Raw genomic sequence first — 24,483 nt, forward strand, 5'->3', positions numbered from 1 at the left:
CCCAATTCCATTGGTGCATCGGCATTGGTATAAAACTGAATATAAGTAGATATTACAGCAGAGTATAGAGACAAGTGTCGAATGTGTCAGTAGCAAATCGGTTAAAAACAACGCAATCTGAACGATTGCGTTGTCATGTTAACTTATTCTGTTGGCCAATCTTCCAAAGGAATAGGGCGACTGTAGAGGAAACCTTGAGCGTGGTGGTAATTGAGTGAAGCCAACAATTTCGCTTGTTCTTGTGTTTCAATACCTTCAGCAACCAGAGTAATATCAAATCCTTGAGTCATATTGCATACGGCCGCTGCAATGGATGAATCGATATTTTCAGCCGTCAAATCTTTGATAAACGAACGGTCGACTTTTAATACATCAAATGGCAGTTTATGAATATAAGCAAGAGATGAGTAACCCGTACCAAAGTCATCAATAGCAATTTGAACACCTAAATCACGAATTTTCTGCATGGTATTAATAGTCGAATTATCATGATTTACTAAGCGCGATTCCGTAATTTCTAGAGTGAGGTTTTCTGGAGCCATTCTTGTGTTGTGTAATACTGATTTTAGTTCATCCAAAAAGTTATTTTGGGTTAATTGGCAAACCGATAAGTTTACGTGCATATGAAAGTCAGCAGGCCACAGACCTTGATTAATACGCTCAACGGTATCCAAGCAAGCTTGAGTTAATACCTGAGACCCCATAGGAATTATCATACCGTTTTCTTCAGCTAACGGAATAAAGTCTAATGGTGAAACCATTCCTCTTAATGGACTTAGCCAGCGAATCAACGCTTCTGCACCTATGGTTTTTCCACTCTTAATATCAATTATTGGCTGATAAAAAGGGACAAGCTCTTTGTTTTTAATGGCCAAAGACAGTTCAGCGGTCATATTTGCTTTATGTAATGAAGCTTCTGCCATTTCAGGAGTGTACAGCGACATATTAAGGTTGTTCTTTTTCGCTTGTCCTAGAGCTATGCTGACATTTCTTAACCAAAGTGTCATGGAGTCACAGCTTAAATCACCATAAACCAAACCTGTTGATATACTCAAAAGAGAGTTATTTGATGCCACTCTAAATGGAGTCATAAAACAGCCTTCCATATCTCGTGCATATTGTTTTAGTTGTTCGACATCATTGAGTTTTGAGAAGAATAGAGCGAACTCATCTCCTCCAACTCGAGCAATGGCAATGTTGTCCTGAGTAAAGCTGCATTGTAAGCGGTCGCTGATGTTCTTGAGTAATTGGTCGCCTTCTAAAATACCAAAACTGTCATTGATATCTCTAAAATTATTAATACCGATAACAAGTAATCCTTGTTCATGATTCTCTTTTTTATCAAGCATGATTCGACATTGCTCTATAAGGCCTTGTCGACTAAGCACTTGAGTTAAAGAGTCAAAGGTAATTTGTTGACGCATAGCATCAAATGACGATTGGAGCTTATTGGTCATGTCATTAAATGCATTCATTAATAGTGTTGTTTCGTAAATGCTTCCTTGAGCCTCAACGTTATTATTCCAATTACCACTTGCGATATTGCGTGCTGCATTTGCGGTAGTAAAAATGGGTTTAGTCACTTGAGTAACTAGATAAACACCCACAATTAAACCAATAGCAGCGAGTACGATGCCAAAAAATAAACCACGACGTTGTTCTTCTTGAAGGTGTCCAAGTAAGTCGCTTTCCGATATTGAAATAACGATGTACCAATTTAAATTGTTACCATCAACATAAGGGGTGATTTGGCTGAAATAACGCTCGCCTTTGTAGTAGAAAGAGAAAACTTCAGCGTGATTATTTTTATTAATTAACTGATTGGTTTTAATGTAAGTGGCACTTTGTTGAATGGTCTCATCGCAGCTTTCAGTAGCAAGTAAGCGAGAGCCTACAGGGCTATTTGGAGTGCCGATGGACAATACACTTCCGACACTTGAGTGAGCGATTAAACGTTGTTGTTCGTCAATTAAGTAAATAACGCCTTTGGTCTGCTCTGTTTCTTGAGATAAGAATTTGTTGAATGAATCCAGTTTTACATCTGCGGCAAAAACACCAATAAAGTCATCATCATAGAATACAGGGTGCATGGTTGAAATGGTGATTTCTTTTTTCTCATCAGCATTAGTATAGATTTTAGACCAAGAGGGTTTTAATGTTGTTGCCGTGGGTTTATACCAAGGGCGAGAGCGAGGGTCATAGTTTGCAATGACTGTGCGAATATCATCAGAGATTTCGCTTCCACGATAAATGATGAGATCGTCATCTGTTCTTTTATCTTGAAGCATAAGAGATAGATCTGCATTAGGCTCTCGACGAAAACCTATGTACTCTTTTTGCTCTCCACCAAAAGAGAGAACATCCATTTGTTCAAGACTAGTATAGATGCCCTCAAGGCTATCTTTTAAGAATTGTTGTAGCTGTTTAGTATCGTTAGGGTGATACATTTGATAGCGCTGAATTTGATCAACCATGCTTTTTACTGCAAAGTTCGGAGCGTTCAAAAAGATGTTAAGGTCAGCATGGGTATTTTGAGTGTAAGAAGTGAGTACTTTCTCACTTACATCACCAACTAGCTTTTCGTAGCTATTATTTTGAGTGTAAAAAACAATACTTAGCGTGATCAGCAAAACGGCAATGAATGGAAGCATTACTGCCGTTCGTAAGGAAAACTGTTTTTTATTTGTTGGTTCTGTCATGGGCTATACACTGCATTGTTCTGTGTTTTTTTGGATAAATGGTGTGACCGATATTATCTAAAAAACTCAATTTGCTTATTATAGATATATCGGCAGCCATGACAGAATCTTCAGTTTTATTCCAACTCTTTTAACTTTCTTGTGAGTGTATTTCTTCCCCAACCAAGAAGTTTTGCGGCCTCTTGTTTATGCCCATGCGTATGATGCAGTGCTTTATCTAATAAGATACGTTCAACATTAGGTATCACTTTATTTAGAATCTCTTCTTCACCTTGATTCAATTGATTTTCTACCCATGAACTGAGTTGTTCTTGCCAATCAGTGGTTTGGTGTTGTTGAGGTGCTGGTGTTGAGAATAATTCTGACGGTAAATCAGAAGGCAACACTTCTTGACTGCTTGCCATTACTGTTAGCCAACGACAGGTATTTTCCAGTTGACGGACATTACCAGGCCAATCGCACTGGCTTAATTTATCACTGGCACTTTGACTTAGTGTTTTACACTCGACTGCCAGCTCTTTTGCGGCTAAGCGTAAGAAATGCTCTGCGAGTTTCTTTATGTCTTCACGTCTTTCTCTTAAGGCGGGAATGTGAACTCTAATTACGTTTAGGCGATGAAATAAGTCTTCTCTAAATTCACCATCAGTCACTAGTTTTTCAAGGTTTTGGTGAGTGGCTGCAATGATACGAACATCCACTTGAACAGGAGAGTGCCCACCAACACGATAAAATTGCCCATCAGCAAGAACACGCAGTAATCTAGTTTGAATATCTAATGGCATATCTCCAATTTCATCTAAAAATAGCGTACCGCCATTAGCTTGCTCAAAGCGACCTTTTCGAACGGAGTTTGCGCCTGTAAATGCGCCTTTCTCATGACCAAATAGTTCCGATTCAATTAAATCTTTAGGAATTGCCGCCATGTTAAGAGCGATAAACTCATTATTTGCTCTTGGGCTGTGTCGGTGTAGGGCGTGGGCAACCAATTCTTTACCGGTACCAGATTCACCATTAATTAAAACGGATATTGATGAGCGAGATAAGCGTCCGATAGCTCGAAACACTTCTTGCATAGCGGGCGCTTCACCGATGATCTCAGGAACATGATGCTCCTTTTTAGGGGTATTGGTGCTCTGTTTTTTTTGTTCTTGGCTATGTGCTAAAGCACGCTCCACTAAGGTTAGGGTTTCATCAATATCAAAAGGTTTCGGTAGATATTCAAACGCCCCTTTTTGATATGCACTGACCGCAGCATCTAAATCTGAGTGTGCCGTCATGATAATCACGGGTAACTCTGGGTAATTTTCTTGGATATGATGAAGAAGCGATAAGCCATCCATTCCCGGCATACGAATATCAGAGATAATCACATCAGGGACATTGCGCTCTAGTGCTTGAATGACACTTTCAGCATCACCAAAACTTTCACACATCATATTGGTGCTGGTTAAGGTCTTTTCTAATACCCAGCGAATGGAGCTGTCATCATCAACAACCCAGATAAATCCTTTACTCATAATTTTGCTTCTCCGTTATCCCTTTTGTGAGGTTATTTTTATTTGAGAGGGAGGTAAATGGTGAAAATGGTTTTTCCTGGCCAGCTAGAGACATCTATTTTCCCATTATGCTGATCAATTAAATTTTGCGAGATAGATAATCCCAACCCTGTACCACCTTCACGGGCACTAACCATAGGATAAAAAAGCGTATCTTGGATGTGGCTAGGGATCCCTGGGCCATTATCAATAATGTCTATTTTTGCTGCGAGTTTATGACGTTGACCATAGATGTTGGTTTGGAAATCGGTTCTGGTTTTTAAAGTGATCGTACCGTCAGGTTGGTCTTTAAGAACTTCTGCTGCATTACTTACGATATTGAGAATAGCTTGTTCTATTTGCTCCGCATCTACGTCAAAATCGGGCAGGCTTGGGTCATAATCTCGAATGATTTTTACTTGATAAGATGAGTTCAATTCAATGAGTTGGCGAACTTTTTCAATGATAGCATGCAAGTTTTCTGGCTGTTTTGTTCCGAGCTTTTGAGGACCCAGTAAACGGTCCACTAAATTTCGTAGACGATCGGCTTGTTCAATAATGATCTGGGTATATTCATGAAGTTCACGTTCAGGCAGCATGCGTTCTAGTAATTGTGCTGCTCCACGTAATCCACCCAATGGATTTTTAATTTCATGCGCTAAGCTACGAACAAGAACCTTTGCAGCTTGTTGCTGTGCGTGTTGATTAATCTCTTGAGATAGGCGTCTTTGCTGCTCTATTTGACGAATTTCAACTAATAAATAGAGTGATTTATTGATAGCAACTGGGCTAGAAGTTAGCTCGATATAAAGTGGTTGTTCATCAATCATGATACGAACATCACTGTCAGTCACACTTTGTCCAGTGTTTAATGGCAGCATGAGAGTGGATAAATCAAATTGCGGAGAGTGAAATAAATCATCAAAGGCGTGTTGAGCCATACGCTGAGCACTCTGAGAGAACAGTTGCTCAGCCGCAGGATTGGCATAATGAATTTGGCGTTGATCATCGAGCAATAAAATTGCTGTGACTTGGTGTTCAAGTAATTGAGTTGAGAAATCCATCGTTAACGCCATCATCCTTATAGCAAATTAATAAATGCACCATCATGGTGCATCATACCTTGCTTTTTAGAATGGAACTATATGAATTCCTCTAGTTTGCAGACGGTCGGTGTAGATACACGGTGATAATAGGTGATGATGCAATTCTCTTGCCGTCTTTGATAGCAACAACAGTAATAAGGTGAGTACCTCGATCTATGCCTGTTAGCTTCCACTCAGTTGATGCTTGAGGTAGACCGTAAGGGGAGCCATCAAGCATAAGCTGCAGTTTTTCATCGATGGATAACTTACGGTTTAAATCCGTTAGTACGGTGATGTGTCCACGAGAGCTTCGAATGGTTTCTTCTTGTTGTAAATTGCTAAATGAAATCTCAAGCTTTTTGTCTTTTTTCTCAGGTGCTTTTGATTTGGTTTTCTTTGCGACAGGTTCTACGGATGTAGCCGTATCATCATAAGATTCCTCTAAAGGCACGCTAGTAGATAAAGAGAGTTGTTTCGATTTGATGTTTGTTGGTGGTGGAGAATCACTGAAATGCCTTGTCCCATCACTGTCTTCCCACGTGTACACCGTACCAGCGAAGGCAGATGTAGAGAATAAGATAAGAAATATAAGCTGTTTATAAGACATATTACCACCATGGATGATGCGTTGCTGATCGAATTAACTGTCTTGGTTATTCAGTTAATTGGATTGCCATTATCTTATGACTTCATACGATACTACAGAGATGAAATCTCGAACGGCTCTGTAAAGAAAACGAACCAAAACAGAGTGTTGCCTTTAAATCCTTTTTTGCCAATATAAAAAAGGCCCGCCTGTGAGGCGAGCCTAAAAATTAATCAATTCTTTACTTTAATCAGCAATAAATTGTGAATATTAAACTGAGTAGTACATTTCAAACTCAAGTGGGTGAACTGCTGTATTGATTGCTTCCACATCTTGAGATTTAAGACCGATGTAAGAATCGATAAAGTCATCAGAGAATACGCCACCAGCAGTTAAGAACTCACGATCCTCATCTAGTGCTTTAAGTGCGATATCTAGAGATTCTGCAACTGTTGGGATTTCTGCTGCTTCTTCCGCTGGAAGGTCATACAGATCTTTATCCATTGCTTCACCTGGGTGGATCTTGTTCTTAATACCGTCAAGACCAGCCATTAGCATTGCTGAGTAACATAGGTATGGGTTCGCTGCTGGGTCACCAAAACGAACTTCGATACGACGAGCTTTCGGGCTTGGTACTACTGGGATACGGATAGATGCTGAACGGTTACGTGCAGAGTATGCAAGCATAACAGGTGCTTCAAAACCAGGTACAAGACGCTTGTATGAGTTAGTTGATGGGTTAGCAAATGCGTTGATTGCACGAGCGTGTTTGATGATGCCGCCAATGTAGTAGATAGCCAGTTCAGATAGGCCGCCGTACTTATCGCCAGCAAATAGGTTAACGCCATCTTTTGCTAGAGATTGGTGAACGTGCATACCAGAACCGTTATCACCAACAAGTGGCTTAGGCATGAATGTCGCTGTTTTACCAAATGCGTGTGCAACGTTATGTACAACGTATTTGTAGATTTGAGTTTCATCTGCTTTTGTTGTTAGCGTATTGAAGCGCGTTGCGATCTCATTTTGGCCCGCAGTAGCAACTTCGTGGTGGTGTGCTTCAACAACAAGGCCCATTTCTTCCATGATTAAACACATAGCTGAACGGATGTCTTGAGATGAATCAACAGGTGCTACTGGGAAGTAACCGCCTTTAACACCAGGACGGTGACCTTTGTTACCGCCTTCGTATTCTGTACCTGAGTTCCAAGCCGCTTCGATGTCGTCAATCTTGAAGAAAGAACCAGACATGTCTGTGTTAAAACGTACATCATCAAATAGGAAGAATTCTGGCTCAGGACCGATTAGAACCGTGTCAGCAATACCAGTAGAGCGCATGTATTCTTCAGAACGTTTAGCGATTGAACGTGGATCGCGATCGTAACCTTGAAGTGTTGCTGGCTCTAGGATGTCACAACGAATGTTTAGTGTTGAGTCTTCTGTGAATGGGTCAAGCACTGCACTTGCTGGATCTGGCATCATTACCATGTCAGATTCGTTAATGCCTTTCCAACCTGCAACTGAAGAACCATCAAACATTTTGCCTTCTTCAAAGAAGTCCGCATCAATTTGGTGAGAAGGGATTGAGATATGTTGCTCTTTACCTTTTGTATCGGTAAAGCGCAAATCGATAAATTTAACTTCGTTCTCTTGAATCAGAGCTAGTACGTTTTCTACTGACATGTAGGATAACCTCCGGTGTTATAATATAAATATTGGTCAGCTTAGCTGTTATAAACTACATTGCTAGAAGCATGCCAAAAGTAATAATCCATTAATATCAATAACTTGTTTTATTTGGTGCATGTATTTCAATGCAGTTTGCACCATTTTGATCTTTAGTTGCACCATATTGGTGCGAGGTGAGTTCAAGTTATTAATTACTTCTAGATGCTATTCAGCAGTTAAATCAAAAATTTGTCAATACGATTGATTTGAAAAGAGCGTAATGAAATGTATTCGTTTTACTTAATTATCTGATCTTAAAGTTCTTTTATTTTTTCATTTTAAGACGGAAGTAAAATCCTAGAAGGGAAAAATAGAACGTAAATTGGCTGTTTTTTCATCGTTTTTGTGTGCTGTATTAAATTAATTTAAAAATAATTGTGTCTTTAATCACATATTTCGTGGGTTTTGCTCTAAAATCTGTTAAATTATTGACCGTTTTTAAACCAAGTAGTGCCAATGGTGGCTCTACACGCTCTGAGTGAATTTGAATCCATGTCTACTCCACAGATTGATAAACTAAGAAATATCGCAATTATTGCGCACGTTGACCACGGTAAAACAACACTGGTTGATAAGCTATTACAACAATCAGGCACACTAGAATCTCGTGGTGAGACTGAAGAACGCGTAATGGACTCGAACGACATCGAGAAAGAGCGTGGTATTACGATCCTTGCAAAAAATACAGCGATTAACTGGAACGATCACCGTATCAACATCGTAGATACCCCTGGACACGCCGATTTCGGTGGTGAAGTTGAACGTATCATGTCAATGGTTGACTCTGTTCTTCTTATCGTTGACGCAGTTGACGGTCCAATGCCTCAAACTCGTTTCGTTACGCAAAAAGCTTTCGCACACGGTCTTAAGCCAATCGTTGTAATCAACAAGATTGACCGCCCAGGTGCTCGCCCTGATTGGGTTATGGACCAAGTATTCGACCTATTCGATAACTTAGGTGCAACTGACGAACAACTAGACTTCCAAGTAGTTTACGCTTCAGCTCTTAACGGTTGGGCTACACTAGAAGAAGGTGAAACTGGCGAAAACATGGAACCACTGTTCCAAGCTATCGTTGATAACGTAGATGCTCCAAACGTTGACGTTGACGGCGCACTACAAATGCAAGTTTCTCAACTAGATTACAACTCTTACGTAGGTGTTATCGGTGTTGCACGTGTTACTCGTGGTTCTGTTAAACCAAACCAACAAGTAACTGTTGTAGGTGCTGATGGTTCTAAACGTAACGGTAAAGTAGGTACAGTATTAGGTTACCTAGGTCTTGAGCGTCACGAAGTTGAACAAGCTAACGCTGGTGACATCATTGCAATTACAGGTCTTGGCGAGCTTAAAATCTCTGACACTATCTGTGACGTAAACAACGTTGAAGCGATGACTCCACTTTCTGTTGATGAACCAACAGTAACAATGACTTTCCAAGTAAACACATCTCCGTTTGCTGGTAAAGAAGGTAAGTTCGTTACTTCACGTAACATCCTTGAACGTCTAGAAAAAGAACTTGTTCACAACGTAGCACTACGTGTTGAGCAAACTGAAGATCCAGACAAATTCCGCGTATCAGGCCGTGGTGAACTTCACCTATCTATCCTGATCGAAAACATGCGTCGTGAAGGTTTCGAGCTAGCAGTATCTCGTCCAGAAGTTATCATCAAAAAAGATGAAAACGGCAACCTAACAGAACCATTTGAAACCGTAACTATCGATGTTCTTGAAGAGCACCAAGGCGGTATCATGGAAAACATCGGTATCCGTAAAGGTGAGCTAACTGATATGGCACCAGATGGTAAAGGCCGTGTTCGTATGGACTTTATGATGCCTTCTCGTGGTCTTATCGGTTTCCAAACTGAGTTCATGACTCTGACTTCAGGTTCTGGTCTTCTTTACCATACGTTTGATCACTACGGTCCTCATAAAGGCGGTACTATCGGTCAACGTAGCAACGGTGTTCTAATTTCGAACGCAACAGGTAAAGCACTGACTTATGCACTGTTTAACCTACAAGAACGTGGTCGTCTATTTACAGAGCACGCTGATGAAGTATACGAAGGTCAAGTTATCGGTATTCATAACCGCTCTAACGACCTTACAGTTAACTGTCTGAAAGGTAAGCAACTAACTAACGTTCGTGCATCTGGTACTGATGAAGCTCAAACGCTTTCTCCTGCTATCAAGTACACACTTGAGCAAGCTCTAGAGTTCATCGATGATGACGAACTAGTAGAAGTAACACCTGCAAGCATCCGTATCCGTAAGCGTCACCTTACAGAGAACGATCGTAAGCGTGCAGGTCGTGCACCTAAGTAATTATTGATTCGGATTTAGCTTTTAGTTAAATCACAAATCTAATAAAATTTAGAATCCCTTTGTAGGCAACTACGAAGGGATTTTTTTTATCTGTTATGATGTATAGAGATTGATATGTTAAAGAGTGAATTGATGGAAGATAAAATAAAACACAAGCTGAGGATTGGCTGGTCATATCTACTTTTCTTAAAGCAAAGAGTTATTCATGACAGGTTAACGGTAAGTGCTGGTTATATGGCTTACATCACTTTGCTCTCTTTGGTGCCGTTAATTACGGTTTTGCTGTCTGTATTGTCGCAATTTCCTGTTTTTTCTGGGGCGGGAGATACGGTACAAGCCTTTGTGATTCAAAACTTTGTACCAGCCGCCAGCGATGCGGTTGAAGCGAGCTTAAAAGAGTTTATTTCAAATACGGGTAAGATGACGGCAGTAGGTTCTGGTTTCTTATTTGTAGCTTCTGTAATGCTGATCTCATCGATAGATCGTAGTTTGAATTACATTTGGCGAGTAAAGAAAAAGCGTCGTCCAATGTATTCATTTTCATTGTATTGGATGATCTTAACTTTAGGTCCATTGTTGGTTGGCGCAAGTTTGGCGGCAACGTCATACGTAACGTCATTAAAGATTATGGATGATGAAATAGTTTCCAGTTTTTATCGGACTTTACTGGGTTGGTTACCTATCATATTGTCATTCTCTGCATTTGTTGGTTTGTATTTATTAGTACCGAACAAAAAAGTCCGAGTGACTCATGCGCTTATTGGTGCCATGTCTGCGGGTTGTCTATTTGAATTTAGTAAGGTGGGGTTTGCCCAATACATAACGCAATTTCCTTCATACCAAGTCATCTATGGCGCATTAGCAGCCGTTCCTATTTTGTTTGTTTGGGTATATTTGTGTTGGATTATCGTTCTTATTGGTGCCGAAATTACCGCAAGTTTAGGTGAGTTTGAAGGATGGCTAGCAGGAAAAGTTAGTACCAATATACTTGAATCAGATATTAAAGCGTTAACAGAACAACAAGGGTTGATAGAAAGTGATAGCACTGATCCAGAGAGTAAGTGAAGCCGCTGTAAAAGTAGATGGCGAAGTGACTGGTGAAATTAATCAAGGTTTATTAATTTTATTAGGCGTAGAAAGAGAAGATGACGAAGCAAAAGCTAAGCGTCTAATGGAAAGAGTATTAACTTACCGAGTGTTTGAAGATCAAGACGGTAAGATGAACTTAAATGTGCAACAAGTAAATGGTAGCGTATTAGTTGTATCGCAATTTACGCTGCCTGCAGATACTAAGAAGGGTACTCGTCCAGGCTTTTCAAAAGGGGCGCACCCTGTGGACGCTGAGCGTTTGTATGATTACTTCTCAGATCTATGTGAAGAGAAGTTAGATACGCAGCGAGGACGCTTTGCTGCGGACATGAAAGTGTCGATAGTGAATGATGGACCTGTGACGTTTTGGTTGCAGGTTTAAGGGCCGGGGCGAGATTCTAGGGCGCTTCGCTCGAGGGGCGAGTTAGGTTTCAGGTCGCTGCGCTTGCAGGTTTCAGGAAGAGCAAGAGCAGAGCTCAGATCGCTTCGCTTGCAGAATTCAGAGGTGCTCGCTGAAATTACAGTAACAAAGAATGGTTCTCCCCCTTTATCGCAATAGTTATGATATCGATATAGTGAATACAAGGGGGAGTTAGAGGGGGTTGGTTGTGGTTACTAGTTTTCAGGACGCTGCGCTTACAGGTTTCAGGAAGAGCAAGAACTGAGTTCGGTTTGCTTTTGCTCTTCCTGAAACCTGAAGCCTGAACCCTCGCTTTTTGCTCTTATAGTCTCTAGTTAGCGTAGCGTATAGCTTCTAGTTTCAGATTAATTCGTTGAAATCACAACGATTACCCCTGCAAGGGAGCTTGCGACCGATCTTAACCCTTAGCTCTTCCTCGAGGACGAAGTCCGTACTCGTTTCTCGAAGCGTAGCGCCCTCGTCCCTAACAACAATAAAAGGATTTATATGTTTCGATTGATCACACCAACAACAGAAGCTGAATTAAAAGCTTACTATCATTTTCGTTGGAAAATCTTACGTGAGCCTTGGCGTCAGCCGGAAGGTTCGGAACGCGATGCGTATGATGATATGAGCCAACATCGAATGATTTTAGATGGTCGTGATCAGCCTGTTGCTATCGGGCGTTTATATTTAACTCCTGATAATGACGGTCAAATTCGCTATATGGCCGTTGCACCACATTGTCGAGGAAAAGGCATTGGTGCATTGATTATGGTTGCTCTGGAGTCTTATGCACGACAAGAGAACGCCAAGCGCCTTGTATGTAATGCTCGTGAAGATGCAATTCCATTCTATGTAAGAAATGGATTTACTAGCCAAGGGGAATTGAGTGATGAAAGAGGGCCTGTTCGTCACCAACAAATGCTCAAACATTTAGACCCATTAGCTGATGTGTTGCGACGTCCTGACTGGTGCGCAGAGCTTCAGAAGCGTTGGGAAAATGAAATTCCAATTAGCGATAAAATGGGGATTAAAATTACCCAATACACAGGTTATCGTTTTGAAGTCAGTGCCATTTTAAATGCCAACCTTAATCCGCATAATAGTATGTTCGCAGGTAGTATTTTCACCATGGGTACATTAACCGCTTGGGGAATTGTTTGGTTATTGCTAAAAGAACGAGGCTTGGATACTACCAGTATTATGTTGGTTGATAGTCATATTCGATATCGCCAACCCATTGTTGATAACCCTAAAGGCATTACTTCGTTGAATTGTTTAGAAGGGGATTTTGATCGTCTGCAATCAGGTAAGCGTGCGAGGGTGAAAGTAAAAGTCGATTTGTGTAATGGTGATAATCCCGCTGCGGAATTTACTGGAACGTTTATGTTGATGAGGGATTGAGAGCAGGGGCGAGGACGCTTTGCTCAAGGACGGACTTCGTCCTAAAGGTTTCAGGGTTCAGGAAGAGCAATAGCAAGAGCAGATTTCAGAGTTGCTCGCTGAAATCACAGTGACAAAGAATGGTTCTCCCCCTTTATCACAATAGTTATAAGATCGATATAGTGAATACAAGGGGGAGTTAGAGGGGGTTGGTAATGTATTTTATATTATACCGATAAATCAAACTTCATCATTTACAACCCCTCCTAGCCTCCCCTTATATTGGCAGTTTCTACCAAGTTACATTGGTGAAAAAGGGGAGGAACAGTATTGTGATCGCTTCGGTTACCACGATCACCCCTGAACCCTGCAAGGGATCTTGCGACCGATCTGAACCCTAAGTTCTCGATTTTAATCCGCAGCCTGCATCGTTTCCCACCAAGCATCATCAGCAACGATCTGCCCAGTTTCATCCAATTGTGGAAAAGGAAGACCTTTACGCTTAGCGACCTTTGCTAATACAGGATGCCCACGCTCAAATAGAACACGATTAATGTATTCTTCTGGTAACGCACTCTCTTCACGGTTGTACATACCCGCTAAATCACGCTGACGTTGTGCTTCATATAAAATAAGCGCACTTGCAACCGATACATTTAGTGATTGCACCATACCTACCATAGGAATGATGATGTCTTGATCAGCCATCGCTAATGCTTTTTTGCTGATGCCTGTTTTTTCACTGCCAAGAATGATGGCCGTTGGTTTGGTGTAATCAATTTCACGAAAATCTACTGCAGTATCTGATAGGTTTGTCGCTAGAATCTGCATGCCTTGTTCTTTAAGCGTAGCAAAAGCATCTTCAATGTTTTTATGTGTTTCCACATCAACCCAATTACGAGCACCAGCAGAAGTATGCCCTAGCATCTGCATCTGTTCTGTAGGCCAAACCGCATGAATTTTATGGATGCCTGTTGCATCAGCAGTACGAACAATCGCAGAAACGTTATTGGCTTTATGTACTTCTTCTAAACAAAGAGTGAGATCAGTTTGACGAGCTTTTAATACAGAAGTAATTCGTTGGTAGCGTTCTAAATTCATAATTTTAATTCTTGAGATAAGGTTGGAGGGACTAGGTTCTAGGGACGAGAAAGAGGTAGTCAAAATGGAATTAGAAACTATACGCTGCGCTAGCTAGAGACTATAAGAGCATTATATTGCTAGATTGGAAGACCATTCTTAAATCGGTCAATGCTTTTGATTTTATAGTTTCTAGAGCGAAGCGTTCTAGTTAGCGTAGCGTATAGCTCTAACTAAAAGGACGAAGTCCGTACTCGAACCTCGTCCCTCGCATCTAGTTCTTATGTCTACGTACTTTAAGTGCGTGTGGCATAACACGGATACGACGCATAATTTCAGCTAAATGTTTACGATCTTTCACCGTAAGCTCGATGGTTACTGTATATAAGCGCCCATCTTTTTCTTCTGTTGAAATACCACGGATATTTGATCCTGTACCTGCAATCACATTCGCCAAATCAGCTAATGCACCTTGGTGGTTTTGGATATCAATATCTAATGCCGTATCAAATTCTTGATCGAATTCATCAGCCCATTCAACGCCCATGTACTTATCAAGTTCTTTTTGATAACCACGAACATTTGCACACTCTTCCATATGAACCACAAGGCCACGGCCAGGGCTTACGTGAGCAATAATGTGATCACCCGGAATAGGGCGACAACAGTTTGCAAATGTCAGTAAGATGCCGTCAGCACCACGGATTGGTAGTTTTTTACCAGTGGTGGTTTCAATGTTTGAGGTTTGTTCTGTTAATTCATCAGCAGAGCCTAATAGGCGACGAGCAATAACAATACTCATCAGCTCACCTAAGCCGATAGCGGCCAGTAAGTCATCCAGCTCAGCTAATTTAAGATCAGATAAAACGTGATCAATATTCTCTTGAGAGATATCGTCTAGTGATACGTTATGACCTAAAGCGTGATTCAATAGGCGACGACCTAATACCACAGAATCTTCTTTGCGCATGGTTTTTAGCACTTGGCGGATCTTAGTACGTGCTTTTGATGTCACTACGTAGTTCAGCCATGCAGCATTTGGACGAGCACCTGGAGCACTGATGATTTCAACCGTTTGACCATTTTTAAGTGGTTTACTTAGCGGGTAAGGTTGACGGTTAACGCGTGAACCAACACAACTGTTACCAACATCAGAGTGAACGGCGTAAGCAAAGTCCACAGCCGTTGCGCCAACAGGCAGTTCAAAAATACGGCCTTTTGGAGTGAAAACGTAAATTTCGTTCGGGAAGAGATCCGATTTTACGTTTTCAATAAATTCAAATGAGCTACCTGCACTTTGTTGAAGTTCAAGTAAGCTTTGCATCCAGCGTTGTGCTCGGATTTGAGCCGTAGTGCTAGAGTTATCGCCTTCTTTGTACGACCAATGTGCAGCAACACCTTTGTTCGCCATTTGCTCCATATCTTCAGTTCGAATTTGTACCTCAACAGGAACACCGTGAGGGCCAACCATAGAAGTATGAAGTGATTGGTAACCATTGGCTTTTGGTACAGCAATATAGTCTTTAATACGACCCGGACGAGGTTTGTAAATGCTGTGAACTTGACCTAATGCTCGATAACAAGTATCGACATTATTGGTAATTACTCGAAACGCATAGATATCCATAATGGTATGGAAACGCTGTTCTTTATTCTTCATTTTATTGTAAATAGCGAACAGGTTTTTCTCTCTACCAATCACTCGACCAGTGATGCCAGCTTCAGCAATACGGCCTTCAATTTCAGAGTGAATTTTTTGGATCATTTCTTTACGGTTACCGCGAGCTGACTTCACCACTTCTTTTAATACGCGATAGCGATTAGGGTAAAGGGCTTCAAAACCTAACTCTTCAAGTTCAGTTTTAATATTGTGGATACCAAGGCGATGCGCCAAAGGAGAGAAGATTTCTAAAGTTTCACGAGCAATGCGGCGACGTTTATCAGGGCGTAAAGCACCCAACGTGCGCATGTTATGAGTTCGGTCAGCAAGTTTGATCAATATAACGCGGATGTCTTGCACCATCGCCATGACCATTTTTCGGAAGTTTTCAGCCTGTGCTTCTTTTTTATCGCGGAACTTAAGTTTGTCCAGCTTAGAAACACCATCCACTAATTCGGCAACCGTATCACCAAACTGCTCTGCGAGCTCTTCTTTGCTAACTTCTGTGTCTTCAATAACATCATGAAGCAGCGCAGCCATCAGCGTTTTGTGGTCGAGCTTCATTTCTGCAAGGATTCGAGCCACAGCTACTGGGTGGATGATATAAGGTTCGCCACTTGAGCGAGTTTGCCCTTCATGGGCTTCTTTTGCTACCAGATAAGATCGACGAAGAGCCTCAATGTGAGGCTCTGGCAGGTAATCTTTGGCAACATCTTTCAGGCTATCGAATAAATCCAAATTTCGCCCCGTCAGGTTTGCTGTTTTACAATCTACAAGAGATTATAAAGATTAACGATTGTGTGTGATTGAGCTTACTGCTGCTAATTCAGCTGCGTCTTGCTCTTGTTGCTCTTGGCGCTCACGAGCATCTAGTAATTCTTTAGTGATCAGGCCTTCTTCAATTTCACGAAGAGCGATAACAGTTGTTTTATCGTTCTCTTCAGGCACTAGCGCATCTTTACCACCAGTTTGCATTTGACGTGCGCGACGAGAAGAAATAAGTACTAGATCGAAACGGTTGCCGATTTTCTCAACTGCGTCTTGAACGGTTACACGTGCCATGAGGACTCCAATTTATTAACAAAAATAGTTATATGATGAGAAAGTATACAAGTAACCCGTATAAGTTTCTAGCTAGGGTTACAAGATACTCGTAGAAATATGAAGAAATTAGTCCGCTAATAGCGCTTCTAACATGCCTTTATATTTCATTGTTTGTTTGTCTTGTCTTAAGCGTTCTGCACGGATAATTGAACGGAAGTCCATTTGTGCAGTATCAAAATCGTCATTAATGATCACATAATCGTATTCATCGTAATGTGAAATTTCAGATTTTGCTTCGCTCATGCGCTTAGCAATAACAGCATCGCTGTCTTGGCCACGTGCATTTAGGCGTCGTTCTAGTTCTCCATTTGATGGAGGTAGAATGAATACGCTTTTTGCTAAAGGCATTTGTTCACGGATTTGACGAGCACCTTGCCAGTCAATATCTAAGAACACATCAATACCTTTATCAAGGGTCTCTTCGACCCATACACGAGATGTTCCGTAGTAGTTACCAAACACTTCGGCATATTCTAAGAATTCACCTTTTTGAATCAGTTCTTCAAAATGCTCTTTCTGAATAAAGTGATAATGAACACCATCAGTTTCTCCTGGGCGCATACCACGAGTAGTATGAGACACAGAGACTTTCATAGCATAAGTTGGGTTGCTTTCTAACAGTGCCGAGATCAAACTCGACTTACCAGCACCACTTGGGGCTGACACAATATAAAGTGTACCTTTGCTCATGATAGATTCTCTTGGGAGTTATGGCATTTCTCTTAATATACCATTTTTTTAGATATTGAGAGGAAATGCGAAGCATAGAAAATTGGGTGGCGAAGAATAGCACAATCAAGAATCAATTTGAATGAAAGAAATACGCTAATTCAAATAATAATTTTGTGTTAAATCGAGTTGGCACTATCATTAAGGCTTAATTAATCCTCAACCTTAATAATAGTGGATATTTTAGTTATGCCTTCTCATCTGCCGAAATCATTTAGTAAACCGTTTTTAAAAGTTTTCCATATTTTAGAAGCAATATTATTGGTCGCTATTACGCTAGCCACCTTATTTGCGATGGTGAACGAATTCATTCATGTTTTTGTCGAACAGCAAATTCAATTAACAGACATCCTTTTAATGTTTATCTACCTTGAAGTGTTAGCCATGGTGCAGCAGTTCGTGATGAACGGTAAAATCCCGGTTCGCTATCCTATCTACATCGCTATGATGGCTATTGCTCGTTACATTACATTAGGAATGAAAGAGATTGATGCAACCTTGGTGGTTTGGTTAGCGTTAGCCGCTTTCATTCTTGCCGCTGCGACGTTATTGATCCGTGTTGGACACCATTATTGGCCATATGAAATAAACGAAAACAAACATTATGATGAGTAGTCTTAACGCTATTTTTTGTTTGTAGCAATAAAACGCCCCTGTAGTGATTAACTATTGGGGCGTTTTAGTAACAAATAGATGAAAAGAATCGTATTTTGTTGTTGTAAGGGTTGTGTAAAAAAACGTAATGCTTATTGTGAAGTGAGTCGTATACCGTTATCTTCATTCTTGTATTTATGTCTAGCGAGATATTGTGATGCTAACTAGAAAGATAGCCACAATTTGTATTTTCATAGCGACACTATTAGTTTTAACGCTATATAGTGCGACATCTCGTGCAGAAAATTTACCAACTCAGTTCTCTGATAATCACGCTGTGGTTGAAATTAGTCATGTTGATTTTTGTAATCTAGAGCTTGGTGATATTCAATCATCAGCAGAGTCAGGGTGTTGTGATCCCGGAGGCTCTTGTTTTGAAAAGCAATGTTGTTCTCATGGGCATGCATCAAGCAGCAGTCTGGTGAGTAATTCACTGTTTGTTAATATAACGCCTTATCATTTTGTATCAGCTCCTATGGTATCTACTACCTACTTAAGTGCTGATCTCGGTTATCTTTACCGACCTCCAATCAGTTAATTCCTATCTCGTGACGATTTTGTCACACCACAATTATATCTATGCGTGAATACACGCGTGCTTTTTTGTCATGCAGGTACATCAATTCGTTGATGGATTTACCTCGCTTTTTGATAGGGATCTGAAAATGTCTTTTAGATTTATTAATGACGTATTTTTCTATTTAACTCAATACGTTTGCTTCTCATGTAATCATTCTATTCGCTCTGTATGTAAAGAAGGAGCGCATTATGAATAAGAAATATTTACCCGCATTATTGTTTGTTTCAGTGTGTTTAATTTGGGGAACAACTTGGCTTGCAATGGAGTTTGCCGTTCAGACGATTCCTCCAATCTTTGCGACTGGTTTGCGTTTTTTAATTGCTTCGCCACTATTAATTATGTTGGCTAAGTTGTTTAAGCAGTCTCTCTTTTTTCCGAAAGGAAAGCGACTTTGGATGCTGATAGTAGCAATGTTTTATTTCGCTATTCCGTTTACCTTGATGATTTTTGGAGAGCAGTATATTTCATCTGGATTAGCTTCGATTATCTTTGCAAATATGCCAATCGCTGTGATGTTTACATCCAGTCTATTCTTAGGTTTAAAGCTGAGAAAGATTCAAATCGGTGGTTTATTTATTGCAGTCTTAAGCTTAATTTTGATTTTAACAAAGGAGATGAGTTTAGGCGGAGAGGATTATCTGCTTGGATTTTTGGCTCTAGGAGGTGCCGTTCTTATGCATGCCATCATGTATGTGTTGGTTGAGAAGTTCTGTGAGCGAGTTCCTGTACTTACGTATAATGCGCTTCCTAGTTTGATCGCTTCTTTATGTTTGCTTGTCACATCTATGTTTATCGAGCAGCCAGATGTGAGCACATTCTCTGTAGATTCGATTATGGCTGTTGTCTATTTAGGTATATTTGCAAGTGTTGGAGGCATTGTGGCTTACTTTAAACTTGGTCAAGTATCTTCACCATTTACAGCATCTATCTGCTTCTTATTTTTCCCTCTTATCACTTTAAGCCTTTCTGTTTGGTTTGCGGGAAATAGCATATCTACCACCTCTGTTTTATTGTTGTTGCCTCTACTTTGTGGAATTTTAGTCACTAAGCTCGATGCTTCTTTTTGGACTAAGCTGTTTTCACTAGGTATGGGAGGGAGAAGAAAACAAAGGGTAAATTAAAGAACATAAGTTGTTATTGATAACCACAAAAAAGCCCTGATAAGTTCAGGGCTTTTTATTAATCTATATTTAGTAGAATCGAATTATTCAATATTCTGAATTTGCTCACGCATTTGTTCGATAAGTACTTTCAGTTCAACACCAGATGCAGTGATATCTGTGCTGATTGATTTAGATGCTAGCGTGTTGGCTTCACGGTTAAACTCTTGCATCATGAAGTCCAGTTTACGACCACATGCGCCGCCTTTTTTCATAATACTGTTGGCTTCTTTAACGTGAGAATCTAGACGATCGATCTCTTCAGCTACATCCGATTTTTGAGCTAAAAGGATCAGCTCTTGCTCAACACGAGAAGAGTCCAGTTCAATTTTCGCATCTTCAAATTTAGTCAGAAGACGGTTACGTTGCCATTCTAGGATCTCTGGCATACGAGCACGAACTTTTGCTGCTTCTTCAGTAATAGCATCTAAGCGTTGTACGATAAGTGCTTGCATGTTTGCACCTTCACTTGCACGAGCTTCAATGAAGTCATTTACTGCTAATTCAAAGTGCTCAAGAAGTTCTTTATTAATCGCATCGAAATCTTGCTCAGGAGCTTCCATTACGCCTTGCCATTGCAGAACTTGGAAAGGGTTAATGCTGCCTTCGCCCGATTCTGTTTTTACCCATTGCGCCGCTTTAATCACTTGGCGAGCTAAATCTTCATTAATTTTTAGTTCGCTGTTTGCTGCATTGTTTGCTTCAAAGCGTAGGTGACATTCTACTTTACCGCGAGCAAGACGCTTACGGAAACGCTCACGAAGAACAGGTTCTAAGCCACGGAATTGTTCTGGCATACGGAAATAAGTTTCTAAATAACGTTGGTTCACTGAGCGGATTTCCCACACAGCGTTACCCCAATCTGCTTTTACTTCGCGGCGTGCATAAGCCGTCATACTATAGATCATGTAAGCGTCCTCAAATCATCAATAGGAAGGATGATGAATAAAATATCGCAATACTATAACAGATAAGCGCAATAGTGAGTAACTAGAGAAACAGGAGCTATGCTTTATTCTTGGACTTGGGTATAATCGGCGACAATTTGTCATAATCAAGGTATCTGCCATGCGTCCTAGCGGAAGAACAGCTCAGCAAGTCCGTCCAATTACACTTACTCGTAACTTTACTGCACACGCAGAAGGTTCAGTATTAGTTGAATTTGGTAATACAAAAGTAATTTGTACTGCAAGTGTTGAAGAAAACGTTCCTCGCTGGTTAAAAGGCAAAGGGAAAGGTTGGGTAACCGCTGAGTACGGCATGTTACCTCGCGCAACACATACTCGTAATCGCCGTGAAGCAGCAAGCGGTAAACAAGGTGGTCGTACGATGGAAATCCAACGTTTGATCGCTCGTAGTTTACGTGCAGCCGTTGACCTAGAAGCGCTAGGTGAACAAATGATCACAGTTGATTGTGACGTTATTCAAGCTGACGGTGGTACTCGTACAGCATCTATTACGGGTGCAAGTGTGGCGTTAGCTGACGCAATTAATCACATGATTGCTACGGGTAAACTAAAATCGAATCCAATGAAAGGTCATGTAGCGGCGGTTTCTGTTGGTATCTACAACGGCGAAGCAATTTGCGACCTTGAGTATCTAGAAGACTCAGCAGCAGATACAGACATGAACGTTGTCATGATGGAAGATGGCAAAATGATTGAAGTGCAGGGCACGGCAGAAGAAGCGCCGTTCTCTCACCAAGAATTGTTAGACATGCTGGCTCTGGCGCAACAGGGCATCAATGACATTATTGAGAAGCAGAAAGCGGCATTGGCCGAATAATTGATTTTAATAGCTCCTAATTTAGGGGCTATTTTTTTATGTGTTTTTAAGAGCAGGGACGAGAACGCTGTGCTCCGAGAATTGAGGACGGACTTCGTCCTAAAGAAAGAGCAGGATTCAGGACGCTATATTTGCAGGTTTCACAATACAGTTCCTCCCCTTGTTCACTAATGTTACTTGGTAGTAACTGTTGATATAAGGGGAGGCTAGGAGGGGTTGTAAATGATGAGGTTTGGTTTATTTGAATAACGTAAAAACAACATAACCAACCCCCTCTAGCTCCCCCTTGTATTAACTATGTTGATCTCATGGCAGTAGTGATAAAGGGGGAGAATTATTCTTTGTCGCTGTGATAACAGTATTCGTCTCTGAATCTTGAAAGCGTAGCGACTTGAAACCTGTTCCAATTTGAAAGTTATAAATTATTAACCAAAAAGAGAGAATGAAAATGAAAGCATACCAGCGTGAGTTTATTGAATTTGCCCTTGAGAAAGAAGTACTAAAGTTTGGTGAGTTTACTTTAAAGTCTGGTCGTAAAAGCCCATATTTCTTTAACGCTGGCTTATTTAATACCGGTCGTGATTTAGCTCGTTTAGGTCGTTTTTATGCAGCAGCATTGGCGGATTCTGGTATTGAATATGACGTATTATTTGGCCCTGCGTACAAAGGCATTCCAATCGCAACAACGACAGCAGTAGCATTAGCTGATCACCACGATACAGATAAGCCATACTGTTTTAACCGTAAAGAAGCAAAAGATCACGGTGAAGGTGGCAACCTAGTTGGTAGTGCACTTGAAGGCCGCATTATGCTAGTTGATGACGTGATCACAGCTGGTACAGCGATTCGTGAATCAATGGAAATCATTCAAGCAAATGGCGCTGATTTAGCAGGTGTTCTTGTGGCTATTGACCGTCAAGAAAAAGGCAAAGGTGAGTTATCGGCGATTCAAGAAGTTGAACGTGACTTCAATTGCTCAATCATTTCGATTGTAAGTCTAACTGACTTAATCTCTTTCTTGGAAGAGAAAGGCGATAATGCTGAACAACTAGAAGCCGTAAAAGCGTACCGTGCTGAGTTTGGTATCTAATTGATGCTAACCCCCTTTAAATAGGGTTAATAATGCTTTTTCAAAATAGAAGAGTAAGTGGTTGATGTCGTATCAGCCACTTTTTTTTGCGCTTCATCTTCAACATTTGTTGTCTGTGTCATATCGACATTTAACCACTCTTTCATGTTCTTCCAGAGCGGTTTATCAAGCTCAGGATAGCGAGCTAAGAAACAGTTCTTTTCTGAAAACATCTCTTGATAAGCTTGATGTTCAGACATGGTGCCTAAAAGTGGGTACTTCATATGTTGTAGCACTTTATGAACAAATTCAGTACCTTGGTTGTTTTCTTTGCAGCGAGTGATCACAAAAGCCAACTCAACATTATTATGCTTAAACGCAGGGGAATTAATTAAGTCTTTAATGAACCCAAGCATTGAGTGCACATCAATCGGTGATGGTTGGACAGGGAAGATGATCTTATCAACCATAGAAATATACTTCTCCATCTCAAAACGACTAAAGTTAGAGGGAGAATCAATCACTGTGATTTTGGTGTCCGCTTCCAAGCGTAAAGCGAGAGAAAAGGGCACATTTGATGATGGTAAAAAACGAGTCGTTCTTACCCCTTCGGTTTTACTGCCCCAAAAGTGGCTTGTACCTTGAGGGTCAAGATCAATGATTTCCGTTTTTACTTTTTGATGAGCGTAGAAAGACGCCATTGCTATTGCAAACGTGGATTTTCCTGCGCCACCTTTACGGTTGATGACAAGAACTTTTTTACATTGTGCTCGTTTATATCCAACTAACATGATGAACTCATCTATAATCATTGACAATATTATAACTAAGCAATCAATATGCCATGTAATTCAAGTTTGACACGGTAATCTGTCTTAAAGTTTGAACTCGTTACATAAAAAGTAACAATTTCATCTCTCATTTTTTATGAAATACCGCTTCAATTGCTTCGAGTTACGAGTAAACTGAAATAAGACATATATTGAGGTTAAGCCCATGCAAGAAAACCATAAGATTTTAGTAGTTGATGATGATGCTCGTCTTCGTTCTTTATTAGAGCGTTACTTGTCAGAACAAGGCTTTCAAGTGCGTAGCGTAGCTAACAGTGAACAAATGGACCGTTTATTGGCTCGTGAAACTTTCCACCTAATGGTATTGGACTTAATGTTGCCGGGTGAAGATGGCCTATCTATTTGCCGCCGCTTACGCAGTGCAAATAATATGTTGCCGATCTTAATGCTAACGGCCAAAGGCGATGAAATTGATCGCATCGTTGGTTTGGAAGTCGGTGCTGATGATTACCTGCCAAAACCATTTAACCCTCGCGAATTACTAGCACGTATTCGCGCGGTGCTACGTCGCCAAGTTATTGAAGCGCCAGGAGCACCAAGCGCAGAAGACAAAATGATTGAGTTTGGTGAATTCCGCTTAAATCTAGGAACACGTGAAATGTTCCGTAATGATGAGCCAATGCCACTGACATCTGGTGAATTTGCTGTTCTAAAATCATTAGTGACGAACATGCGTGAACCAATGTCGCGCGATAAATTAATGAATATGGCCCGTGGCCGTGAATATTCAGCAATGGAACGTTCAATTGACGTTCAAATTTCTCGTCTTCGTCGTATGATTGAAGAAGACCCAAGTCGTCCACGTTATATTCAAACGGTGTGGGGATTAGGTTATGTGTTTGTTCCTGATGGGGCAGAAGCGTAAGAGCAGGGACGAGAATCGAGTACGCTTCGCTTAAGGGGCGAGGAAGAGCGTTAAAAGTAGAGTTCAGATCGGTCGCAGGCTCCCTTGCAGGATTCAGGGGAGATCGTTGTGATATC

At 40.8% G+C, this 24,483-nt stretch carries 21 protein-coding genes; 10 read left to right on the top strand and 11 right to left on the bottom strand.

Annotated features, from left to right (window positions below):
- Positions 1-143 precede the first annotated feature (143 nt).
- From HC728_RS16415 to glnA, 5 genes are all read right to left on the bottom strand, one after another.
- Entirely contained in the window at positions 144-2,699 is a 2,556-nt protein-coding gene (locus HC728_RS16415; protein ID WP_017019539.1) for an EAL domain-containing protein, read from the bottom strand.
- 116 nt (positions 2,700-2,815) lie between these two features.
- On the bottom strand, positions 2,816-4,216 hold the full coding sequence (gene glnG, locus HC728_RS16420; protein ID WP_012532770.1) for a nitrogen regulation protein NR(I): 1,401 nt from the start codon (positions 4,214-4,216) through the stop codon (positions 2,816-2,818).
- A 38-nt stretch (positions 4,217-4,254) separates the two neighbouring features.
- Positions 4,255-5,310, bottom strand: a complete 1,056-nt coding sequence (gene glnL, locus HC728_RS16425) for a nitrogen regulation protein NR(II) (protein ID WP_041941289.1) — start codon at positions 5,308-5,310, stop codon at positions 4,255-4,257.
- Positions 5,311-5,389: 79 nt separating this feature from the next.
- Positions 5,390-5,926 carry a DUF4124 domain-containing protein gene (locus tag HC728_RS16430; RefSeq protein ID WP_017019537.1) on the bottom strand — a complete coding sequence of 179 codons (537 nt, stop codon included), beginning with the start codon at positions 5,924-5,926 and terminating at the stop codon, positions 5,390-5,392.
- Between the two features lie 249 nt (positions 5,927-6,175).
- On the bottom strand, positions 6,176-7,585 hold the full coding sequence (glnA, locus tag HC728_RS16435; protein WP_011260968.1) for a glutamate--ammonia ligase: 1,410 nt from the start codon (positions 7,583-7,585) through the stop codon (positions 6,176-6,178).
- 537 nt (positions 7,586-8,122) lie between these two features.
- On the opposite strand from glnA, the gene typA reads away from it, so the two are divergent.
- The 4 genes from typA to HC728_RS16455 all read left to right on the top strand — a co-directional run bounded on the left by typA (position 8,123) and on the right by HC728_RS16455 (position 12,851).
- Complete coding sequence (gene typA / locus HC728_RS16440) at positions 8,123-9,955, top strand: translational GTPase TypA (RefSeq protein ID WP_026029355.1); 1,833 nt, start codon at positions 8,123-8,125, stop codon at positions 9,953-9,955.
- Between the two features lie 132 nt (positions 9,956-10,087).
- Positions 10,088-11,020, top strand: coding sequence for a virulence factor BrkB family protein (locus HC728_RS16445; RefSeq protein WP_026029354.1), 933 nt, complete (start codon positions 10,088-10,090; stop codon positions 11,018-11,020).
- Complete coding sequence (dtd, locus tag HC728_RS16450) at positions 10,992-11,426, top strand: D-aminoacyl-tRNA deacylase (RefSeq protein ID WP_065604250.1); 435 nt, start codon at positions 10,992-10,994, stop codon at positions 11,424-11,426. The genes HC728_RS16445 and dtd overlap by 29 nt, the downstream gene beginning before the upstream one ends.
- A gap of 525 nt (positions 11,427-11,951) precedes the next feature.
- Positions 11,952-12,851, top strand: a complete 900-nt coding sequence (locus tag HC728_RS16455; RefSeq protein ID WP_005416982.1) for a bifunctional GNAT family N-acetyltransferase/hotdog fold thioesterase — start codon at positions 11,952-11,954, stop codon at positions 12,849-12,851.
- Between the two features lie 390 nt (positions 12,852-13,241).
- Here the strand turns inward: HC728_RS16455 and trmH are convergent, their stop codons facing one another.
- The 4 genes from trmH to gmk all read right to left on the bottom strand — a co-directional run bounded on the left by trmH (position 13,242) and on the right by gmk (position 17,364).
- Positions 13,242-13,931: a tRNA (guanosine(18)-2'-O)-methyltransferase TrmH gene (trmH, locus tag HC728_RS16460; RefSeq protein WP_017019535.1), complete on the bottom strand. Its 690-nt coding sequence runs from the start codon at positions 13,929-13,931 to the stop codon at positions 13,242-13,244.
- A 253-nt stretch (positions 13,932-14,184) separates the two neighbouring features.
- Positions 14,185-16,308 carry a bifunctional GTP diphosphokinase/guanosine-3',5'-bis pyrophosphate 3'-pyrophosphohydrolase gene (gene spoT / locus HC728_RS16465; protein WP_190395765.1) on the bottom strand — a complete coding sequence of 708 codons (2,124 nt, stop codon included), beginning with the start codon at positions 16,306-16,308 and terminating at the stop codon, positions 14,185-14,187.
- 51 nt (positions 16,309-16,359) lie between these two features.
- Positions 16,360-16,632 carry a DNA-directed RNA polymerase subunit omega gene (gene rpoZ / locus HC728_RS16470; RefSeq protein WP_005416998.1) on the bottom strand — a complete coding sequence of 91 codons (273 nt, stop codon included), beginning with the start codon at positions 16,630-16,632 and terminating at the stop codon, positions 16,360-16,362.
- Positions 16,633-16,740: 108 nt separating this feature from the next.
- Complete coding sequence (gene gmk, locus HC728_RS16475; RefSeq protein WP_190395766.1) at positions 16,741-17,364, bottom strand: guanylate kinase; 624 nt, start codon at positions 17,362-17,364, stop codon at positions 16,741-16,743.
- A gap of 228 nt (positions 17,365-17,592) precedes the next feature.
- Here gmk and HC728_RS16480 point away from each other — a divergent pair, with 228 nt between their 5' ends.
- From HC728_RS16480 to HC728_RS16490, 3 genes are all read left to right on the top strand, one after another.
- The gene (locus HC728_RS16480) at positions 17,593-18,018 is read left to right on the top strand and encodes a phosphate-starvation-inducible protein PsiE (protein WP_005417001.1); all 426 of its coding nucleotides are present in this window, start codon (positions 17,593-17,595) and stop codon (positions 18,016-18,018) included.
- Between the two features lie 196 nt (positions 18,019-18,214).
- Positions 18,215-18,595, top strand: coding sequence for a hypothetical protein (locus tag HC728_RS16485; protein ID WP_155655292.1), 381 nt, complete (start codon positions 18,215-18,217; stop codon positions 18,593-18,595).
- 230 nt (positions 18,596-18,825) lie between these two features.
- Complete coding sequence (locus HC728_RS16490) at positions 18,826-19,758, top strand: DMT family transporter (protein ID WP_190395767.1); 933 nt, start codon at positions 18,826-18,828, stop codon at positions 19,756-19,758.
- 83 nt (positions 19,759-19,841) lie between these two features.
- On the opposite strand, the gene HC728_RS16495 is transcribed toward HC728_RS16490, so the two are convergent.
- Positions 19,842-20,705 carry a YicC/YloC family endoribonuclease gene (locus tag HC728_RS16495; RefSeq protein WP_005417008.1) on the bottom strand — a complete coding sequence of 288 codons (864 nt, stop codon included), beginning with the start codon at positions 20,703-20,705 and terminating at the stop codon, positions 19,842-19,844.
- Between the two features lie 160 nt (positions 20,706-20,865).
- Here HC728_RS16495 and rph point away from each other — a divergent pair, with 160 nt between their 5' ends.
- Positions 20,866-21,582, top strand: a complete 717-nt coding sequence (rph, locus tag HC728_RS16500) for a ribonuclease PH (protein WP_005417011.1) — start codon at positions 20,866-20,868, stop codon at positions 21,580-21,582.
- 448 nt (positions 21,583-22,030) lie between these two features.
- The gene (pyrE, locus tag HC728_RS16505; RefSeq protein ID WP_005417014.1) at positions 22,031-22,672 is read left to right on the top strand and encodes an orotate phosphoribosyltransferase; all 642 of its coding nucleotides are present in this window, start codon (positions 22,031-22,033) and stop codon (positions 22,670-22,672) included.
- Between the two features lie 26 nt (positions 22,673-22,698).
- Here the strand turns inward: pyrE and HC728_RS16510 are convergent, their stop codons facing one another.
- Positions 22,699-23,442: a ParA family protein gene (locus HC728_RS16510; protein WP_005417016.1), complete on the bottom strand. Its 744-nt coding sequence runs from the start codon at positions 23,440-23,442 to the stop codon at positions 22,699-22,701.
- Between the two features lie 205 nt (positions 23,443-23,647).
- Here HC728_RS16510 and ompR point away from each other — a divergent pair, with 205 nt between their 5' ends.
- Complete coding sequence (ompR, locus tag HC728_RS16515) at positions 23,648-24,367, top strand: two-component system response regulator OmpR (protein WP_012532766.1); 720 nt, start codon at positions 23,648-23,650, stop codon at positions 24,365-24,367.
- The last annotated feature ends 116 nt before the right edge of the window (positions 24,368-24,483 follow it).

This window comes from Aliivibrio sp. S10_S31 (assembly GCF_014694495.1).
GTDB lineage: Bacteria > Pseudomonadota > Gammaproteobacteria > Enterobacterales > Vibrionaceae > Aliivibrio > Aliivibrio fischeri.

Excerpts from the sequence above, each read along its gene's own strand:
- HC728_RS16415 (WP_017019539.1), bottom strand. The coding sequence starts at position 2,699 with ATGACAGAACCAACAAATAAAAAACAGTTTTCCTTACGAACGGCAGTA.
- glnG (WP_012532770.1), bottom strand. The coding sequence starts at position 4,216 with ATGAGTAAAGGATTTATCTGGGTTGTTGATGATGACAGCTCCATTCGC.
- glnL (WP_041941289.1), bottom strand. The coding sequence starts at position 5,310 with ATGGCGTTAACGATGGATTTCTCAACTCAATTACTTGAACACCAAGTC.
- HC728_RS16430 (WP_017019537.1), bottom strand. The coding sequence starts at position 5,926 with ATGTCTTATAAACAGCTTATATTTCTTATCTTATTCTCTACATCTGCC.
- glnA (WP_011260968.1), bottom strand. The coding sequence starts at position 7,585 with ATGTCAGTAGAAAACGTACTAGCTCTGATTCAAGAGAACGAAGTTAAA.
- typA (WP_026029355.1), top strand. The coding sequence starts at position 8,123 with ATGTCTACTCCACAGATTGATAAACTAAGAAATATCGCAATTATTGCG.
- HC728_RS16445 (WP_026029354.1), top strand. The coding sequence starts at position 10,088 with ATGGAAGATAAAATAAAACACAAGCTGAGGATTGGCTGGTCATATCTA.
- HC728_RS16455 (WP_005416982.1), top strand. The coding sequence starts at position 11,952 with ATGTTTCGATTGATCACACCAACAACAGAAGCTGAATTAAAAGCTTAC.
- trmH (WP_017019535.1), bottom strand. The coding sequence starts at position 13,931 with ATGAATTTAGAACGCTACCAACGAATTACTTCTGTATTAAAAGCTCGT.
- rpoZ (WP_005416998.1), bottom strand. The coding sequence starts at position 16,632 with ATGGCACGTGTAACCGTTCAAGACGCAGTTGAGAAAATCGGCAACCGT.
- gmk (WP_190395766.1), bottom strand. The coding sequence starts at position 17,364 with ATGAGCAAAGGTACACTTTATATTGTGTCAGCCCCAAGTGGTGCTGGT.
- HC728_RS16480 (WP_005417001.1), top strand. The coding sequence starts at position 17,593 with ATGCCTTCTCATCTGCCGAAATCATTTAGTAAACCGTTTTTAAAAGTT.
- HC728_RS16485 (WP_155655292.1), top strand. The coding sequence starts at position 18,215 with ATGCTAACTAGAAAGATAGCCACAATTTGTATTTTCATAGCGACACTA.
- HC728_RS16490 (WP_190395767.1), top strand. The coding sequence starts at position 18,826 with ATGAATAAGAAATATTTACCCGCATTATTGTTTGTTTCAGTGTGTTTA.
- HC728_RS16495 (WP_005417008.1), bottom strand. The coding sequence starts at position 20,705 with ATGATCTATAGTATGACGGCTTATGCACGCCGCGAAGTAAAAGCAGAT.
- rph (WP_005417011.1), top strand. The coding sequence starts at position 20,866 with ATGCGTCCTAGCGGAAGAACAGCTCAGCAAGTCCGTCCAATTACACTT.
- pyrE (WP_005417014.1), top strand. The coding sequence starts at position 22,031 with ATGAAAGCATACCAGCGTGAGTTTATTGAATTTGCCCTTGAGAAAGAA.
- HC728_RS16510 (WP_005417016.1), bottom strand. The coding sequence starts at position 23,442 with ATGTTAGTTGGATATAAACGAGCACAATGTAAAAAAGTTCTTGTCATC.
- ompR (WP_012532766.1), top strand. The coding sequence starts at position 23,648 with ATGCAAGAAAACCATAAGATTTTAGTAGTTGATGATGATGCTCGTCTT.